The sequence below is a fragment of the Lapillicoccus sp. genome (genome assembly GCF_025353065.1).
Taxonomy (GTDB): domain Bacteria; phylum Actinomycetota; class Actinomycetes; order Actinomycetales; family Dermatophilaceae; genus Lapillicoccus.
The window spans coordinates 23,133-39,868 of sequence record NZ_JANXRJ010000226.1 but is presented as its reverse complement, the minus strand read 5'-3'; the positions used below and the strand labels follow the sequence as shown (position 1 = coordinate 39,868).

The window sequence follows — 16,736 nt, the reverse complement described above, 5'->3', positions numbered from 1 at the left end:
AGTCGCCGCGCAGGGCCGCGAAGAGTCGCGTGGCGCGGGCGTCGGCCGCGCCGCCGGACGTCACGTCGTCGAGGTCGATCATCGCGCCGTCGGGGCCGGTGAGCGGCACCCGCCAGTTGGGGTACTCGTCCGTCGTGCCCGGCTGGTTGACCGCGCGTCGGTCGCCGACGAGATCGGCGAGCGCGACCGCGAGCAGACGGCTCGGGGACAGTGCGAGCCAACGGTGGAGGGCCACCAGGAACGCTTCCCGGTCGCTCGCGTCGGCTTCCGGATCGAGCAGGCCGCGCTCGACCAGCGCGGCCCGGACCCGCTCGATCGCCTCGAGCTCGGACTCCTCCTCCTCCTCGACCGTGCGCGTGAGCAGGCCGAGCCGCTCACGGATCGCGACGTGCTCGAGGGCGAGGTAGCCCGCGGTCGGGGGCAGGTCGTGCGTCGTCACCGAGGAGAGGCAGAGGTCGCGGTAGCGCTCCGGCGGTCGCGGGGTGTCGGCGTCCCACTCGAACCACAGGATCGAGGTGCCGAGCAGGCCCCGCTCCAGGAGGTAGTCACGCGCCATCGGCTCGACGACCCCGAGGTCCTCGCCGATGACGACGGCGCCCGCGCGCTGCGCCTCGAGGACGAAGATGCCGATGAGCGCCTCGTGGTCGTAACGCACGTAGGTCCCGCGGTCTGGCGTCGCCCCCTCCGGGATCCACCACAGCCGGAAGAGCCCGATGACGTGGTCGATGCGCAGCCCGCCGGAGTCCCGCAGAGCCGTCCGCACCACATCGCGAAAGGGCCGATAGCCCTGTTCCGCAAGTCGATCCGGCCGCCAGGGAGGTTGGCCCCAGGACTGCCCGAGCTGGTTGAACTGGTCGGGCGGCGCGCCGACCTTGACCCCGCGGGCCAGCACGTCGGCGAGGCTCCAGGCATCGGACCCGTCCGGGTTGACGCCGACGGCCAGGTCCTCGATGACCCCCAGAAGCATCCCGGACCGCTTCAGCGCGAACTGAACGGCGGCCATCTGCTCGGCCATCAGCCACTGCATCCAGGCGTGGAGGTCGACGACGTCCGCCTGGGCTGCGCGGTATGCCGCGACCTCCGGGCTCGCGGGGTCGCGCAGCTCCGCCGGCCACCCCGCCCACGGCAGGCCGTGCTCCTCCGCGATGGCGCACCACGTGGCATACGAGGTGAGCCCGTCGCCCTCGACGTCACGGAACCGGCGGTAGGCGCGGGCCCGTGCCCCCGAGAGTGGCACGGCGTGCAGGATCCCGAGCGCCTCGCGCTTGAGCGACCACGTCGCGTCCCGGTAGATCCCGTCGCCGGAGTTCAGGCTGCGGCCGACCCGGCCGAGCTCCTGGGTCCGGTGGTGCGCAAAGGGATCCAGCTGCGCGAGCTCGGGGATGTCCTCGATCCGCAGGTAGAGGGGGTTGAGGAAACGACGGGTCACCGGGAGGTAGGGAGACGGCTCCATCGGGGCGACCGGCTCGGCGGCGTGCACGGGGTTGACGAGCACGAAGTCGGCGCCGTGCTCGGCGCTCGCCCACGAGCCGAGGTCGGCGAGGTCGGCGAGGTCGCCCACGCCCCAGGATCTGCGCGAGCGGGCTTGGTAGAGCTGGGTCATCAGGCCCACGACCCGTTGCTGCCCCAGCCCGGGCGGCAACGTCAGCCGCTGCGGCGTGACGACGAGCGTGGCGGTCGTCGAGTCGGCGAGCAGGGGCTCGGAAGCGGTGCGCGCCACGAGCCGGTGCCATCCGAGCGGAAGGTCGCCCGGCAGCACGAAGGTCGCCTCACCCATCTCGACCCCGTCGACCCACCTCGGCTCCACGAGGTGCTCCACGGGCTGAGCCGCGCGGACCGAGCCGTCCTCGAGCTCGATGACGAGGTCGATGGCACTGCGGTGGCGCACGTGCACGGGCACCCAGGGCGTCCACCCCTCGCGGCACACGACCGTCGGGGGCAGGGTGCGTCGCCACGCGCGCGTCTCGAGGTCGGCGAGGGAGGCAGACACCTCGTCGTCGGTCGCGGCCGGGACGTCGAGCGCACGCAGGATCTCGACGATCGTGTCGGCCTCGACCGGCGCCGGGCGCCCCTGCCAGTCCCAGTAGTCGGTCGCCACCCCGTGCGCGTGCGCCAGCTCGACGAGCGGACCCGAGGGCGGCGAGGTCTCCATGCGTGCATCCTGCCAGCCGGGCAGCGAGGCGGTGGGGGCGCGTTCCGCCGGGGTCGCCTGGCGGGGGAGACTGGGACCATGAGCGGCAGCGACGACACGGCATACCGGATCGAGCACGACACCATGGGCGAGGTGCGCGTCCCGCGAGAAGCGTTGTGGCAGGCGCAGACCCAGCGGGCGGTCGAGAACTTCCCCATCTCGGGGACGCCGATCGAGCCGGCCCTCATCGCCGCCCTGGGGCGGGTCAAGGGCGCCGCGGCGCGGGTCAACACCGAGCTCGGCGTCATCGAGGCCGACGTCGCCCAGGCGATCGTCGCGGCAGCCGCGGAGGTCGCCAGTGGCAGCCGCGACGCCGAGTTCCCCATCGACACCTTCCAGACCGGCTCGGGCACCTCGAGCAACATGAACACCAACGAGGTCGTGGCGACGCTGGCCACGAACGCCCTCGGCAGACCGGTCCACCCCAACGACCACGTCAACGCCTCGCAGAGCAGCAACGACGTCTTCCCGACGGCCGTCCACCTCGCCACCACGGCCGCGCTCGTCGACGACCTCGTGCCGGGGCTCGTCCACCTCGCCGAGTCGCTGGAGCGCAAGGCCGTCGAGCTCGACGGCGTGGTGAAGGCCGGCCGCACCCACCTGATGGACGCGACCCCGGTGACGATGGGCCAGGAGTTCGGGGGGTATGCCGCCCAGATCCGGTATGCCGTGGAGCGCGTCGAGGCGACCCTCCCCCGGGTCGCGGAGCTCCCCCTCGGCGGCACCGCCGTCGGCACCGGCATCAACACGCCACGAGGCTTTGCGGAGAGGGTGATCGGGCTGCTGGCCACGGAGACGGGGCTGCCCCTCACCGAAGCACGGAACCACTTCGAGGCCCAGGGTGCACGCGACGGGCTCGTCGAGGCGAGCGGCGCCCTCAAGACCACCGCGGTCAGCCTGACGAAGATCTGCAACGACCTGCGCTGGATGGGCTCCGGTCCGCGGGCAGGCCTGGGAGAGATCGCGATCCCCGACCTGCAGCCGGGCTCGTCGATCATGCCGGGCAAGGTCAACCCCGTCATCTGCGAGGCCACCGTCATGGTGTGCGCGCAGGTCATCGGCAACGACACGACCATCGCGGTGGCCGGCCTGCAGGGCACGTTCGAGCTGAACGTGATGATGCCGGTGATGGCCCGCAACGTCCTCGAGTCGATCCGCCTGCTGGCCAACGCTGCTCGCGTCCTCGCCGACCGGTGCGTCGATGGGATCGTCGCCCACGAGGACCACTCGCGGATGTTGGCCGAGAGCTCCCCGAGCATCGTCACGCCGCTCAATCGCTTCCTCGGCTACGAGAACGCGGCGGCCGTCGCGAAGACGGCGCTGAAGGAGGGGAAGACGATCCGGCAGGTCGTCATCGACAAGGGTTTCGTCGCCGACGGCAAGGTCACCGAGGAGCAGCTCGACGCCGCCCTCGACGTGCTGTCGATGACCCGCCGGCCCTGACCAGTCACCGCTAAGGCTCGCCCCTCCCGGGAGCTCCGGCCGGGGCGGACGTAGGCTCCCGTCCATGACCGCACCGCAGGCGCTCGCCATCGGAGCGGGCCGGCGCGCGGCCGCCGTCATGGCCCCGCTCGAGGTCGCGCTCGGAGGATCCGCCCCCGTCGCCCCGTATGCCGCCGAGGGCCCCGCCCCGCACCTCGCGTCCGACACCCACCTGCCCGACCGCCTCGCCCTCGTGGTCGGGACCTCGGGCTCGACCGGGATGGCCAAGCGTGCCCTGCTCACCGTCGACAACCTCGTCGCCTCCGCGACGGCCACCCACGAGGTGCTCGGTGGCGTCGGCAGCTGGCTGCTCGCCATGCCGGCCACCCACATCGCCGGGATCCAGGTGCTCGTGCGGTCGCTCGTCGCGGGCACGACACCGGAGTTCCTCGACATCGAGGACGGTTTCACCGCAGGGGGATTCGTCGACGCCACCGGCGCGCTGCGGCAGCGGGCACCGGGTCGGTGCTACACCGCACTCGTCCCGACCCAGATGACCCGGCTGCTCGACGACCCGGCGGGCGTCGCCGCCCTCGCGGCATACGACGGGGTCCTGGTGGGTGGGGCTGCGACACCGGAGACGGTGCTCGCCGCTGCGCGGGCGGCCGGCATCTGTCTGGTCCGCACCTACGGCATGAGCGAGACGGCCGGGGGCTGCGTCTACGACGGGTCCCCGCTCCCCGTCAGCCAGGTGCACATCGACAACGACCACCACGTCGTCCTCGGGGGGGCGACCGTCGCGCACGGCTACCTCGGCCAGCCGGGCCTCACCGCGGACGTGTTCACCGTCGACGCCGACGGCACGCGGTGGTTCCGCACCGACGACCTCGGGGAGTTCGGCGAGGACGGGCTGCTCCGGATCACCGGCCGGGCCGACGACTTCATCAACACCGGGGGCCTGAAGGTGGCCCCGGGCGCCGTCGAGGACGCGATCGTCCGCTACGTCCCGGGCGTCCGCGACGCGGTGGTCGTGGGCAGCAGCCACCCGGTCTGGGGGGAGGCGGTGTCCGCCGCCCTGACCCTGCAGCACGGCGCGCCGGTGCTGACGCTCCCCGAGGTGCGGGAGTGCCTGCGGGGCCTGCTGCCGGACCACGCCCTCCCGCGTCGGGTCCTCATCGTGGACGGGATCCCCCAGCGGGGACCCGGCAAACCCGACCGCCGCGCCCTCGTCGCCGCGTTCGAGGCGCAGGCCGAGGATGAGACAATGGAGCCCGGACCAGGGAGGAGGAGCTGATGCTGCGTTTCGTCGTTCCCCTGCTGAGCCTCGCGCTGACGATCTACGCCCTCGTGGACTGCATCCAGACCCCCGACGACCAGGTCAAGCACATCCCCAAGATCTTCTGGATCGTCCTCGTGATCCTCATCCCGTGGATCGGTCCCATCGCCTGGCTCATCACCGGCCGCGAACGCAGCGTGCCGCCGAGACGGCGGCCGGTGTCCGGGCCCAAGGGCCCCGAGGACGACCCGGACTTCCTGCGCGGTCTCTGACCTCCTCGCCCGCGTCACCAGCACCACCGAGGCGGCACCCCCCGATCCCGAAGTCCCCTGACGAAAGAGCCGCGTTGGCCAGCTTCTCCGAGTGGGTGGGCGGCGCCCGCCCCCGCACGCTCCCCGTCGCCTTCTCCCCCGTCGCGGTCGGCACCGGCGCGGCATACGCCGTCGGGCGGGCCGGCTGGGCCGAGGTGGTCCTCGCCCTCGTCGTGTCACTGGCCCTGCAGATCGGGGTCAACTACGCGAACGACTACTCCGACGGGATCCGCGGCACCGACGAGGTCCGGGTCGGGCCGATCCGGCTGGTCGGACAGCGGCTCGCGGCGCCGGGCGAGGTGAAGGTCGCGGCCTTCGGCTTCTTCGGGCTCGCGGGGCTCGCAGGGCTCACCCTGGTGGCGATCAGCCAGGCGTGGTGGCTGCTCCTCGTCGGCGCGGTCTGCATCGTCGCCGCCTGGTACTACACGGGCGGGTCGCGGCCCTACGGCTATCGCGGTCTCGGCGAGGTCTTCGTCTTCGTGTTCTTCGGGCTCGTGGCGACCCTCGGCAGCGAATACGTCCAGGAGGGGGGCGTGACCTGGACCGGCGCCCTCGGATCGGTCGGCGTCGGCGCCCTCGCGTCCGCGATCCTCGTCGCCAACAACCTGCGTGACATCCCCACCGACGTCGAGCACGGGAAGCGGACGCTGGCGGTCCGGCTCGGTGACCGGGGCACGCGCCGGCTCTACCTCGCCCTCGTCGCCGTGTCGCTCGTCGTGGTGCTCGGCTGCGCCGCGCTGGGCTGGACCGGCACCGGCGGTGGAGCCGGCGGTGGAGCGGGTGCCGGGGGTGGTGGCGTCGGGGGTGGGGCCGCCGCCGGTGCGCCGACGGCGCTCCTCGCGCTCGCGGCATACGGGCTGGCCCGGCCGCTGCTGCGGGTCCTGCGCTCCGGCGCCACCGGCCGCGACCTCATCCCCGTCCTCGCGGGGACCGGCCGCTTCCAGCTCGTCTGGTCGGCCCTGCTGGCCGTCGGCATCGCCGCCGCCCCCCACCTCTGACCCCCCTCTCCCCCTTTGCGTTCCAAACACCCGTTTTGTTAAGTTCTGCCGGCCCCCAGGGCCGGAGACTTGACAAAACGTGTGCTTGGAACCGGTGAGTCTGTCCACAGGGCCCCCGTCGTTCGTCCCACTATCCACAGGCCACGTCCTGCCCGGTGACGCGCCCGAGAATGCTCGACATCCTCGGGCAGATGGAGCACCCGGAGCTACCCCCCGTCTTCACCCGAGTCGACGCACTCACGCTGGGGCTCAGCGACTACCGGCTCCGGGGGCTCGTCCGATCGGGCACCGTGAGGCGAGTGCGGAACGGCCTGTACGAGCTGGCCACGCCAGTTGCGCCACGGCAGCGTGCCGCCCACGCCTTGCTATCAGCCCGAGCGGCCCTGAGTATGCGTGGGCCGGGTTACGTCGTCAGCCATCTGACTGCGGCGGCAGCCCTCGGCCTTCCTCTGCCGCTCGGGCCGGTCGACACCATTCACCTGACGGATCTCGAGCGCCGAGTTGCCCGCACCCGTCGTCGTCGTGGTCTCTGGATCCATCACGCCGACTCCTACGACACGGACGTGGACATCGTGTCGGAGCTCCTCGTCACGACGGTGTCACGCACCGTCGCGGACTGCCTACGGATGTTTCGCGCCGAGGTGAGCGTGCCCATTGCCGACGCGGCGCTGCATCTCCGACTGGCCACTCCCGATGACATCACCGCCGAGCTCGCCATGCAGTGCCACTGGAAGGGGCGGGCCATGAGGGCCGACGTCGCCGCGCCCTTGGTCGACGGTCGACGGGAGTCATGGCTGGAGTCCTTCGCTGCGGTGAAGTTCGACGACTGGGAGATCGATCCACCGACACCGCAGCTGATCATCCTCGACGCCCGAAAGACGTTCGTCGCCCGGGCTGACGCCGGGTGGGAGGACGAGGGCACGGTCCTCGAGATCGACGGCAAGACGAAATACGCCCTGCCGAAGGACGGGGTGGTGGATGCGGCGTCCGCGTGGGAGGCGGAGAAGGACCGGTTCGACCGAGTGGGTGACCTCGGTCTGGAACGCGTCCGATTCGGCCTGCACCATCTGCTGCACGAAAGCGAGCTGATCCGACGCCGGGTGCGCGAACGACGTCAGGTGGGCTCGGCGTCTCGGTTCACCGGATCGTTCCGCCTGCTCCCGGACGAGGGCCTTCGGCTCACGTGAGCCCCCCTTCCCCGTTCCAAGCACACGTTTTGTTCAGTCTCCAGCATCCGGGGGGCCTGAGACTTGACAAAACGTGTGTTTGGAACGCAGCAGGGGGGTGGCGGGTCAGGGGTCAGCGGCCGCCCTCGAGCTCGGCGTCCTCGGCGTCCTCGTCCTCACCGTGGACGCCCTCGCGGCGGGCCTGCAGACGCCGGTCGACCGTCTCGGCGATCCGCTCGGACATCCGGTCACGCTCGCGGCGTAGCAGGAAGTAGGACAGGATCACCGACGTCACGGCCGAGGCGAGGAGCAGCCACGGCTGCTGGTCCTGGCTCCGCAGGCCGAGCAGCCAGAAGACGAGCAGGCAGCCGAAGAAGATCATCAGCCGCATCAGGGTGAAGCGCAGGACGGTGTTCTTCATGGTGCGGCGCGCGGCCTACTTCAACCCGGAGTAGCTGTGCAGCCCGGTGAAGACGAGGTTCACGAGGGTGAAGTTGAGGATGACGCAGACGTAGCCCACGAGGGCGATCGTCATGGCCTTGCGCGGCTCCCAGCCGGCGGTCGCCCGCGCGTGCATGTAGGCGGCGTACACGACCCAGATGACGAACGTCCAGACCTCCTTGGGGTCCCACGTCCAGTAGGAGCTCCACGCCTTCTGCGCCCAGATCGCCCCGGCGATCAGCGTGAAGGTCCACAGGATGAAGCCCACCATGTTGAGCCCGTATGCCGTGCGCTCCAGGCGCGCGGCGGACGGCAGGGTCTCCATGAAGTTGCGCCGGTCGGACGGGCTCTCCTCGCGCCTCTTCTTGACGAGGTAGACGATGCCGACCGAGAAGCCGATCGTGAGGACGCCGACCGCGAGGATCGCGACGGTGACGTGGATGACGAGCCAGACGCTCTTCAGGGCCGGGACGAGCTCGGCGGCCTCGGTGTAGAAGGCGAAGAGAGCGAGCCCGAGCGTCAGCAGGACCGGCCCGATGACGAACAGGCCGAGCCACTCCCAGTGGTTGCGGCGCACCAGGATACAGAAGGCCAGCGCGACCGCGGCCGCCCCGGCGACCGCGAACTCGAACATGTTGCCCCACGGCGGCCGCATCACGGCGAGTCCGCGCATGACCACCGAGCTGACGACGAGCAGCGTGCCGAGCCACGACACCATGATCGCCATCCCGGCCATCTTGCGGGCGCGCAGCGAGGTCTCGGGCTCGTCGTCCGGGCCACCGCCGGACGGGAGGTCGCCCGCGGGGAGGTCGGCATCGCTGTCGAGGTCCGAGCCGCCGCCCTCCGCGGCGCCGACGAGGGCCGGTTTGCGGGGGCGGCTGGCGGCGACGGAGCGGTCCATCTTCTCCGGGCCGAGCGCCGCCAGGTGGAACGCGAAGAGGAGCATCGCGACCGTGAACACCGCCATCGCGGAGTAGAGCGCGAGGTTGGAGTAGGTCACGAGCTCCGTCGACAGATCCGCTGACATCCTCATCGTCCTTTAAGTCAACTCGTCGCGCAGCCGGATGAGCAGCGTCCCGAGACCGGGATCGGCGTTCTTGGCGAGGCCACCGATCGTTACCACGGTACGCGGAATCGCACCTGCGGCGGAAACCTCCCCCGCCCTCGAGGGCTGGGAGTGGGTATGCATGTCGGCACCATCAGCCCGCCGGATCGCCAGCGCCTCGGCCGGCCCGGTCGCAGGAGCGTCGGAGGGGTCGTCCGGGGCGGCCACCGCACGGACGAAGACCCGTCGACGGCGCACCAGCAGCGTCGCGAGCAGCCCGAGGAGGGTCAACAGGGCGGCCGCGAGGGTCAGCCCCTGACCCGGGTCGACGCGCGCCGACAACCCGGCCCACCTCGCCACCGAGTCGAAGCTGATCGTGCCCCGGTCACCCGGGAGGGTGAAGGTCTGGCCGGGCTTCAGCCGGATGAGCAGCGGGCTGCCGTCGGCCTTCGTCACCTGGGAGAGCTGCGCCGTGTTGAGGGTGTAGACCGACTGGGGCCTGCCGCCGGGGTAGAGGTCACCCTCCCAGATCGAGAGCGCCAGCTCGGGATTCTGGTCGTCGGGGAAGATCGACACCGGTCCGTTGGCGTAGGTCGGCTCGGCCGTGGGCAGGAAGAACCCGCTGAACGCCAGCTGCTTCGGCCGCGCGGACCCGACCTTGATGGCACCGGTCGAGGTGTAGTTGTTGTCCTGGGCCAGGAATGGCGTCGCCTGGCTGTAGAGGACGTGGCCCTTGGTGTCCTTGACGGTCACCACCGGCGCATAGCCGTTGCCGAGGAGGAAGACCTCCGTGCCGTCGAGGGTGATCGGGTGGTTGGGGCTGATCGTCTGCTGCTGCGGCTGGTCGCCGGGCTTCTCGGTGGTCTGGACGTGCGCGGTGAACTCGCGCGGCGCCCCCAGCTGCGCGCCCCGGGCCTGTTCCTCGAACTTCACGTCGAGCTTCTGCAGGTCGATCGTGAAGGGGGGCAGCTGGTCGAGGTTGGTCAGCGGGCCCGGGATGACGGAGTTGTAGGACGAGACCGTCGACGAGAACGCCTCGCCCTCGGTGACGATGACGTCGCCCCTGAAGCTGAAGAGGTGCCCGATCGCCACTCCGACGATGATCACGCAGATGGCGATGTGGAAGACGAGGTTGCCGGTCTCGCGGAGGTAGCCGTTCTCGGCACTGACTGAGTCGTCGGCGTTGACGACCACTCGGAATCGCTGACGCCGCAACAGCTTTCGTGCGGCCTCCAGCACCTGGGCCGGCTCACCGGCATACGTGAAGGTGACGTGCTCGTCGAGACGCTCGAGTCGCTTCGGTGCGCGCGGGGGCTTCGAGCGCAGGGTGTGCCAGTGGATCCGGCTGCGGGGGACGATGCAGCCGATCAGCGAGACGACGAGCAGGAGGTAGATCGCCGAGAACCAGGGTGAGGCGTAGACGTCGAAGAACCCGAGCCGGTCGAGGATCGGGCCGCTCGTGGCGTGCGCCACGATGTAGTCGGTGACCTTGACCGCGTCGATCGAGCGCTGCGGGAAGATCGACCCGGGCACCGCGCCGACGGACAGCAGCAGGAGCAGGAAGAGGGCGGTGCGCATCGAGGTGAGCTGGCGCCAGGCCCAGCGCGCCCAGCCGAGAGGGCCGAGTCGCGGCTGCGTGATCGGCCCCCGTGGCGGCGGTGACGAGGGCGTCGAGGGCGCGGTCTCCGGCGGGGCCGGGGTCTGGGGCGTGGTGCGCGTCGACATCAGAGGACCGTCACGAACGAGTTGACGAGATGGGCCTGCACCCAGACCATCCAGGTGTTCCACAGGCCCGTGGCCATGAGCACGCCCAGCAGGAGCAGCAGGCCGCCGCCGAAGAGGTGGATGGGGCGCTGGTGGCGGCGCAGCCACTCGCTGGTGGTGCCCGCCTTCGAGTATCCCGCGGCGATCAGCAGGAACGGCACGCCCAGCCCGAGCGAGTAGGCCACCGCGAGCAGTATGCCGCGGCCGACCCCGCCGCCGTCGGCCGACAGTGGCGTCGTGAGCGCGAGGATGGCGGCGAGGGTCGGCCCGGTGCACGGCGCCCAGGTCAGGGCGAAGATGGCGCCGAGCAGCGGGGCACCGACGAGGCCGGCGGGGGCGCGCCACCGGGGGGCCGCCGACCGCTGCAGGCCGGCGCGAGCGCCGAGCCCGAGGAAGGCCACCGCCATGACGATGACGACAACACCGCCGACCCGGGTGAGGACGTCGAGGTGGGACCGGAGGGTGAGGCTCACCGCGGAGGCGAAGAGTGCGGTGAGCACGATGAAGACCGCGGCGAAGCCGAGCACGAAGAGCAGCGCCCCGAGGACGAGCCGTGAGCGTCGACGCTGCTCGAGCGCGACGTCGGACAATCCGGTGACGTAACCGAGGAAGCCGGGGACCAGTGGGAGGACGCAGGGTGAAGCGAAGGAGACGAACCCCGCGGCAAGGGCCACGACGAGTGCTATCGGCAGCGCCCCGGTCGCGATCATCGAGTCCTGGGGCAGGGAGGAGGCGAGGGTCAGCATGGGGGTGGTCTTCGGATCACGTTGCGGCTCAGGCCTTCTCGGCAAGCACGTCGTCGACGAGAGCGGTCAGCGTGCTCACGGTCGTGGCGCCGAGCACGCGGGCGGCAATACGCCCCTGCCGGTCGAGCACCAGTGTCGTCGGGGTTGCCGCCGCCTTGCCCTGCAGGGCGAGCATCGGCTGGGCGTTGCTGGCCTGGTTGTTGATCGAGGGGTAGGTGACGCCGTTGACCTGAAGGAAGCTCGCCCCCGTGGCGGGGGGCTCGTTGATGTCCACGCCGATGAAGGCGACCGGCTTCTTGGCCGCAGCGTAGGCCGACCACACCGTCTGCAGGTGTGGCATCTCCTCGACGCACGGGCCGCACCAGGAGCCCCAGACGTTGACGACGACGACCTTGCCGCCGGCGTCCTTGGCCATCGACCAGTCGGCTCCGGTCACCGTCGTGCCAGTGAGCTGGAGGGGCGCGCCCCGCTGCGGCACGGCGAGCTGCTCGACCGTCCCGTCCCCGGCGACGAAGCCCTTGTTGTCGCCCGCTTTGGCCTGCGCCGCAATGGAGTTGGGGTCGCTGGAGCAGGCGGCGACGGACAACAGGGTGAGCGTCACCAGGGTCGCAGCCGCCAGGCGACGACGTCGGCCGGGCACGCGGCATACGGGAGCTGGGCGGTTGGCGTCGAGGGTCATGCGCCCGCCTTCTTGCGGGCCCTCTCGAGCAACCCGGCTGCCGGCTCGCTGTAGGTGATCGAGCGGAGCGTGTCGCCCTCGTAGTCGAGCGAGGTCAGGGAGGCCAGCGAGCACTCGCGCCGACGCGGGTCGTGCCACAGCCGCTTGCCCTCGAGCTTGTTGCGGACCGTCCACACGGGCAGCTGGTGCGAGACGAGGACGACCTCGTGGCCACGTCCCTGGGCGCGGGCGTCGTCGATCGCACTGATCATCCGCGCGGCGATCTCGGCGTAGGGCTCGCCCCAGCTCGGCTTGAACGGGTTGATGAGCTTGGGCCAGACCGAGGGCTTGGTGAGCGCTCCGTCCCCGACGCCGAAGGTGCGCCCCTCGAACCAGTTGCCCGCCTCGATCACCCGGTCGTCGGTCGTGATCGGTATGCCGTGTGACTCGGCGACCGGGGTCGCGGTCTCCTGGGCGCGCTCGAGCGACGACGCGACGACCCGCACGACGTCGTGGTCGGCGAGGTGCCGCGCGACCGTCTCTGCCATCTCCCGACCGAGCTCGCTCAGGTGGTAGCCGGGAAGCCGGCCGTAGAGCACGCCCTCGGGGTTGTGGACCTCCCCGTGGCGCATGAGGTGCACGGTGGTGCGCTCGGACTCCGGGGTGGTCATGACGCGATTGTGTCAAACTCTCGGGCCGCGGCCCGGGCTGCGTCCGGAAGCGCGCGGATCACGCTGTCGACTGCCTCGTCGTCGTGGGCGGCGCTGACGAACCACGCCTCGAACGCGCTCGGCGGCAGGTGGACCCCCTGGCTGAGCATGGAGTGGAAGAACGCCGTAAACGCTTGTGTCGACTGCGCCCTGGCGTCGTCGTAGTTCCGCACCGGGGCGTCGCGGAAGAAGACGCTGAACATCGAGCCGGCCCACTGGACGACGTGCGGCACACCGGCGGCGGTCAGCTGGCTCGACGCCGCGTCGGCGATCGTGCGGCTGACGACGTCGAGCCGGTCGTAGACCTCACTGGTGCAGCCGCGGAGAGTCGCGAGGCCGGCGGCGGTCGCGACGGGGTTCCCGGAGAGGGTGCCGGCCTGGTATACCGGGCCGACGGGCGACAGCATCGCCATCACGTAGGCCCGACCGCCGAAGGCCGCCGCGGGGAAGCCGCCACCCATGACCTTGCCGAAGGTGAACAGGTCGGGGGGGCCACCGGCATACGGGCCCTCGAGGCCGTAGTAGCCCGAGGGGGAGCAGCGAAACCCTGTCATCACCTCGTCGGAGACCAGCAGCGCGCCGTGGGCGCTCGTGACCCGGCGCAGCGCCTCGGTGAAGCCGGGACCCGGCGGGACGACGCCCATGTTGCCGGCGGCTGCCTCGGTGATGACCGCGGCGATCTCTCCCCCGCGCTCGGCGAACGCCGCCTCGAGGGCGCCGATGTCGTTGTAGGGCAACACGATCGTCTCAGCAGCCGACGAGGCGGGGACGCCGGCGGAGTCGGGGAGCCCGAAGGTCGCAACCCCCGAGCCCGCCGCGGCGAGCAGCGAGTCGACGTGCCCGTGGTAGCAGCCGGCGAACTTCACGATGACCGAGCGACCGGTGTAGCCGCGGGCGAGCCGGATCGCCGTCATCGTCGCCTCGGTGCCGCTGTTGACGAGCCGCACCTGCTCGACCGGCGCGACGCGGGAGACGATCTCCTCCGCGAGGGCGACCTCGTTCTCCGAGGGGGTGCCGAAGCTGAAGCCTCGTGTCGCGGCGTCCTGCACGGCGGCCACGACGTCGGGGTGGGCGTGGCCGAGGATCATCGGACCCCAGGAGCAGATGAGGTCGACGTAGCGGCGGCCGTCGACGTCGACGAGCCATGGGCCCCGGGCCGAGGCCATGAAGCGGGGGGTGCCGCCGACGGCGCGGAACGCCCGCACCGGGGAGTTGACGCCGCCCGGGGTGACCTCGAGCGCGCGGTCGAAGAGCGCCTCGGAGAAGGGCGCGGCATACGGATAGGGCGTCGTCGCGGAAGTCACGGTCGGTGCCGTCGAAGTCATGCTCCCATTGTCGCAAGCCGACCTGAGCGCCGCGACGGTCGTACGGGGCTGGTGCGTCACACCGACCTGGCCGGACGGCAGTGCGGGCCGTCAGGCCCAGGTCGCCATGCCCGCGTGATCGTCGTCCTCGTAGGGATCGACGTCCTCCTTGGCGTCCCTGACCTGGGCCATCGCCACGCCCACGGCCTGGAACTGCTCCGGGGACAGCAGGTCGACGAGGTGGCGGCGGACGCTCTCGACGTGGGCGGCCGAGACGTCGACGACGCGGCCACGACCCTCGGGGGTGAGCACGAGCTCGACGCCCCGGCGGTCGTTCTCGCACGGCTCGCGGACGACCCACCCACGCTTCTCGAGCCGGGTCGCCGTGTGGGTGAGCCGACTGCGGGACTGCACGACCAGCTCGGCGAGCTCCGACATCCGCAACCGGTGACGAGGGGCCTCGGAGAGCATGGAGATGATCTCGTACTCGGTGAGCTGGAGGCCGTGCTCCTGCAGGTCGCGGTCCAGCGCGTCCTCGAGCATCCGGCTGCCACGCAGGTAGGCGCGCCACGCACTCTGCTCGCTCCGGCTGAGCCACCGGGGGCCGCTCGACGTCATCCTGTCCACGACCTTGTCAATTCTGGGCGAATGGTTTAATGTTCAATCTTGTTCGGCCGGTTGTCAACCCGCCGCGTCCGACACCCATTCTACCGATCGACCTCTCCTAGGAGCTGCACCCATGCCCAGCCTCAATGACCTCACTGCCGGCACCTGGACCGTCGACCCCGCGCACAGCGAGCTCTCGTTCTCCGTGCGCCACCTCATGGTGGCGAAGGTGCGCGGCAAGTTCAGCGAGTTCACCGGGTCCGTCGAGGTCGGCACCCCCGCGACCGACTCGAAGGTCACCGCCACGGTGCAGCTCGCGTCCGTGGACACCGGGTCCGCCGACCGCGACACCCACCTGAAGAGCCCCGACTTCTTCGACACGGAGAAGAACCCCGAGATGACCTTCGTCTCGACCAGCGTCACCGACGGCGCGCTCGTGGGCGACCTGACCATCAAGGGCGTCACCAAGCCGGTGACCTTCGACGTCGAGTTCAACGGCGTCGCGGCCGACCCGTGGGGCAACACCAAGGCCGGCTTCGAGGCGACCACCGAGATCAACCGCACCGACTGGGACCTGACCTGGAACGCCGCCATCGAGGGCGGTGGCGTGCTCGTCGCCGAGAAGGTCAAGATCACGCTCGACATCGAGCTCCTCAAGGGCTGATGCCCCGGCTCCCGAACGGCTGCCGACCGCGCCACGAGGGACATCGAACCGAGGTGGCCGCACCGGAACCCCCTGTCGGGTGCGGCCACCTCTTCGTCTGCGGTGTAGACACGCCCGGTCCGACTCACGACCCGCTTGTTGCTTCGAGAGCGCCCGAAGCGAGGGTTGAGATGGCGAAAACGGGCCCTTGCGAAGCAAGAAGCCGGGTTTGGTATGCCACGGCCTGAGCTCAACTCCTCGACTCACCTCGGGTTGTCCACACCCTCGTCCCACAAATCCCACGATCCACAGCCCCGCGGCGTGGTCTTACCCGGGCCGGCAGACACTGCCATCGTCTCGGCATGGTCAGTTTGCCGAACGCCCTCCTGGCGCTGCCTCCAGCGTTCCGCCTCGAGGACGCCGGTCGCCTCGGTGTCTCCGCCAAGGTCCTTCGACGGGCGGTGCGCGACGACCTCATTCGGCGGGTCGCGGCCGGCTACTTCGTCCAGATCGCGGTCTGGGACGCGGCCAGCGCACGCGACCGGCATCTGATGCTCGCTCAGATCGCCTCGTGGCAGCGGCCCTGGGCGGCGGTCAGCCACCACAGTGCTGCGTTGTGGCATGAGCTGCCGGTCCCGAGCCGGTTGCCGGGGTGGATCACCCAGACCACGGATCACGACACCGGGAGTGCGAACCACAACGGTCTCGCGCGGCTCGAGCCGGGTGCGCTGTCGTCCGACGAGGTGGTCATGCTTGGTGAGGTACTGCTGACGGATGTGACCAGGACGGTGATCGACTGCTTTCGGACCTTGCCTCTCGGTGACGCCGTAGCCATCGCCGATGTGGCCGTCCGGCGCCACCTGACGTCGGTGCCGCAACTCCTCGAGCAGCGTCATCGTGAGCGTGGGTGGCCGTCCATCCGGCAGGCCGACACCGGGCTGTGGCTCCTCGACCCGGCGCGGGAGAGCTGGTTCGAGTCGGCCTCCTTCGTCCAACTGTGGAAAGACGGGATCCCGGTGCCCGAGCACCAGGTCACCGTCCTCGACGAGAAGCGGGAGTTCGTCGCGCGAACCGATGGTCTGTGGCAGGCCGAAGGCGTCGTCGGTGAGGCTGATGGCGCAGGCAAATACCTAGGCGAGTTCGACGAGGACGGTCCCTCCGCCCTGGCCGCGGCGCGAGCCGTCCTGGCCGAGAAGCAGCGTGAGGAACGCGTTCATCGGCTAGGGCTCGAGTTCGCCCGGTGGGCCCCCACTGATACCTACGCCGATCGCGTGTCGACGGTGAGATCCGCCTTCTCGCGCGGCGACGGCTCCCGCTTCCGCGGCCACTTCGTCAGCAGCCCACTCTCGCGGCATACCGCGCGAGCGGGCGTGGCGGCGCCCACGTGGTGACCTCACCCGCCCGCTCCTTGCTTTCGAACGGCCCGAATCCACCGTTGATCGCCACATTCGGGCC

16 protein-coding genes are annotated in these 16,736 nt (G+C 70.8%); 7 read left to right on the top strand and 9 right to left on the bottom strand.

What is annotated here, in order from left to right; all coding sequences use genetic code 11:
- A partial coding sequence (gene malQ, locus Q0R63_RS17335) for a 4-alpha-glucanotransferase (protein ID WP_295700052.1) occupies nucleotides 1-2,152 on the bottom strand: 2,152 nt, incomplete at its 3' end.
- A gap of 78 nt (nucleotides 2,153-2,230) precedes the next feature.
- Between malQ and Q0R63_RS17330 the strand changes: the two genes are divergently transcribed.
- The 5 genes from Q0R63_RS17330 (at nucleotide 2,231) to Q0R63_RS17310 (ending at nucleotide 7,385) form a co-directional block, all read left to right on the top strand.
- Nucleotides 2,231-3,634 carry a class II fumarate hydratase gene (locus Q0R63_RS17330; protein ID WP_295700048.1) on the top strand — a complete coding sequence of 468 codons (1,404 nt, stop codon included), beginning with the start codon at nucleotides 2,231-2,233 and terminating at the stop codon, nucleotides 3,632-3,634.
- Between the two features lie 64 nt (nucleotides 3,635-3,698).
- A complete protein-coding gene (gene menE / locus Q0R63_RS17325) occupies nucleotides 3,699-4,907 on the top strand; it encodes an o-succinylbenzoate--CoA ligase (RefSeq protein WP_295700045.1) in 1,209 nt (402 codons plus the stop codon).
- Nucleotides 4,907-5,161: a PLD nuclease N-terminal domain-containing protein gene (locus Q0R63_RS17320; RefSeq protein ID WP_295700043.1), complete on the top strand. Its 255-nt coding sequence runs from the start codon at nucleotides 4,907-4,909 to the stop codon at nucleotides 5,159-5,161. The genes menE and Q0R63_RS17320 overlap by 1 nt, the downstream gene beginning before the upstream one ends.
- A 74-nt stretch (nucleotides 5,162-5,235) precedes the next feature.
- A complete protein-coding gene (locus tag Q0R63_RS17315) occupies nucleotides 5,236-6,198 on the top strand; it encodes a 1,4-dihydroxy-2-naphthoate polyprenyltransferase (RefSeq protein WP_295700040.1) in 963 nt (320 codons plus the stop codon).
- A gap of 155 nt (nucleotides 6,199-6,353) precedes the next feature.
- The gene (locus Q0R63_RS17310; RefSeq protein WP_295700038.1) at nucleotides 6,354-7,385 is read left to right on the top strand and encodes a type IV toxin-antitoxin system AbiEi family antitoxin domain-containing protein; all 1,032 of its coding nucleotides are present in this window, start codon (nucleotides 6,354-6,356) and stop codon (nucleotides 7,383-7,385) included.
- A 112-nt stretch (nucleotides 7,386-7,497) separates the two neighbouring features.
- Here Q0R63_RS17310 and Q0R63_RS17305 read toward each other — a convergent pair whose 3' ends face one another.
- The 8 genes from Q0R63_RS17305 to Q0R63_RS17270 all read right to left on the bottom strand — a co-directional run bounded on the left by Q0R63_RS17305 (nucleotide 7,498) and on the right by Q0R63_RS17270 (nucleotide 14,650).
- Nucleotides 7,498-7,785 (bottom strand): DUF4229 domain-containing protein, encoded by a 288-nt coding sequence (locus Q0R63_RS17305; protein ID WP_295700035.1) that lies wholly within the window; start codon nucleotides 7,783-7,785, stop codon nucleotides 7,498-7,500.
- Between the two features lie 15 nt (nucleotides 7,786-7,800).
- Nucleotides 7,801-8,832 (bottom strand): c-type cytochrome biogenesis protein CcsB, encoded by a 1,032-nt coding sequence (ccsB, locus tag Q0R63_RS17300; protein WP_295700032.1) that lies wholly within the window; start codon nucleotides 8,830-8,832, stop codon nucleotides 7,801-7,803.
- A gap of 12 nt (nucleotides 8,833-8,844) precedes the next feature.
- Nucleotides 8,845-10,575: a cytochrome c biogenesis protein ResB gene (locus Q0R63_RS17295; protein WP_295700029.1), complete on the bottom strand. Its 1,731-nt coding sequence runs from the start codon at nucleotides 10,573-10,575 to the stop codon at nucleotides 8,845-8,847.
- Entirely contained in the window at nucleotides 10,575-11,360 is a 786-nt protein-coding gene (locus Q0R63_RS17290; protein ID WP_295700027.1) for a cytochrome c biogenesis protein CcdA, read from the bottom strand. Before Q0R63_RS17290 ends, Q0R63_RS17295 begins: the two co-directional genes overlap by 1 nt.
- Before the next feature lie 28 nt (nucleotides 11,361-11,388).
- Nucleotides 11,389-12,039: a TlpA disulfide reductase family protein gene (locus Q0R63_RS17285; RefSeq protein WP_295700024.1), complete on the bottom strand. Its 651-nt coding sequence runs from the start codon at nucleotides 12,037-12,039 to the stop codon at nucleotides 11,389-11,391.
- Complete coding sequence (locus Q0R63_RS17280) at nucleotides 12,036-12,689, bottom strand: histidine phosphatase family protein (protein WP_295700021.1); 654 nt, start codon at nucleotides 12,687-12,689, stop codon at nucleotides 12,036-12,038. Before Q0R63_RS17280 ends, Q0R63_RS17285 begins: the two co-directional genes overlap by 4 nt.
- Nucleotides 12,686-14,053 (bottom strand): glutamate-1-semialdehyde 2,1-aminomutase, encoded by a 1,368-nt coding sequence (hemL, locus tag Q0R63_RS17275; protein WP_295700018.1) that lies wholly within the window; start codon nucleotides 14,051-14,053, stop codon nucleotides 12,686-12,688. Before hemL ends, Q0R63_RS17280 begins: the two co-directional genes overlap by 4 nt.
- Nucleotides 14,054-14,143: 90 nt before the next feature.
- The gene (locus tag Q0R63_RS17270) at nucleotides 14,144-14,650 is read right to left on the bottom strand and encodes a MarR family transcriptional regulator (protein WP_295700015.1); all 507 of its coding nucleotides are present in this window, start codon (nucleotides 14,648-14,650) and stop codon (nucleotides 14,144-14,146) included.
- A 121-nt stretch (nucleotides 14,651-14,771) separates the two neighbouring features.
- Between Q0R63_RS17270 and Q0R63_RS17265 the strand changes: the two genes are divergently transcribed.
- Nucleotides 14,772-15,302, top strand: a complete 531-nt coding sequence (locus Q0R63_RS17265) for a YceI family protein (protein WP_295700011.1) — start codon at nucleotides 14,772-14,774, stop codon at nucleotides 15,300-15,302.
- Nucleotides 15,303-15,643: 341 nt separating this feature from the next.
- Complete coding sequence (locus Q0R63_RS17260) at nucleotides 15,644-16,672, top strand: type IV toxin-antitoxin system AbiEi family antitoxin domain-containing protein (protein ID WP_295700009.1); 1,029 nt, start codon at nucleotides 15,644-15,646, stop codon at nucleotides 16,670-16,672.
- Nucleotides 16,673-16,736 lie beyond the last annotated feature (64 nt).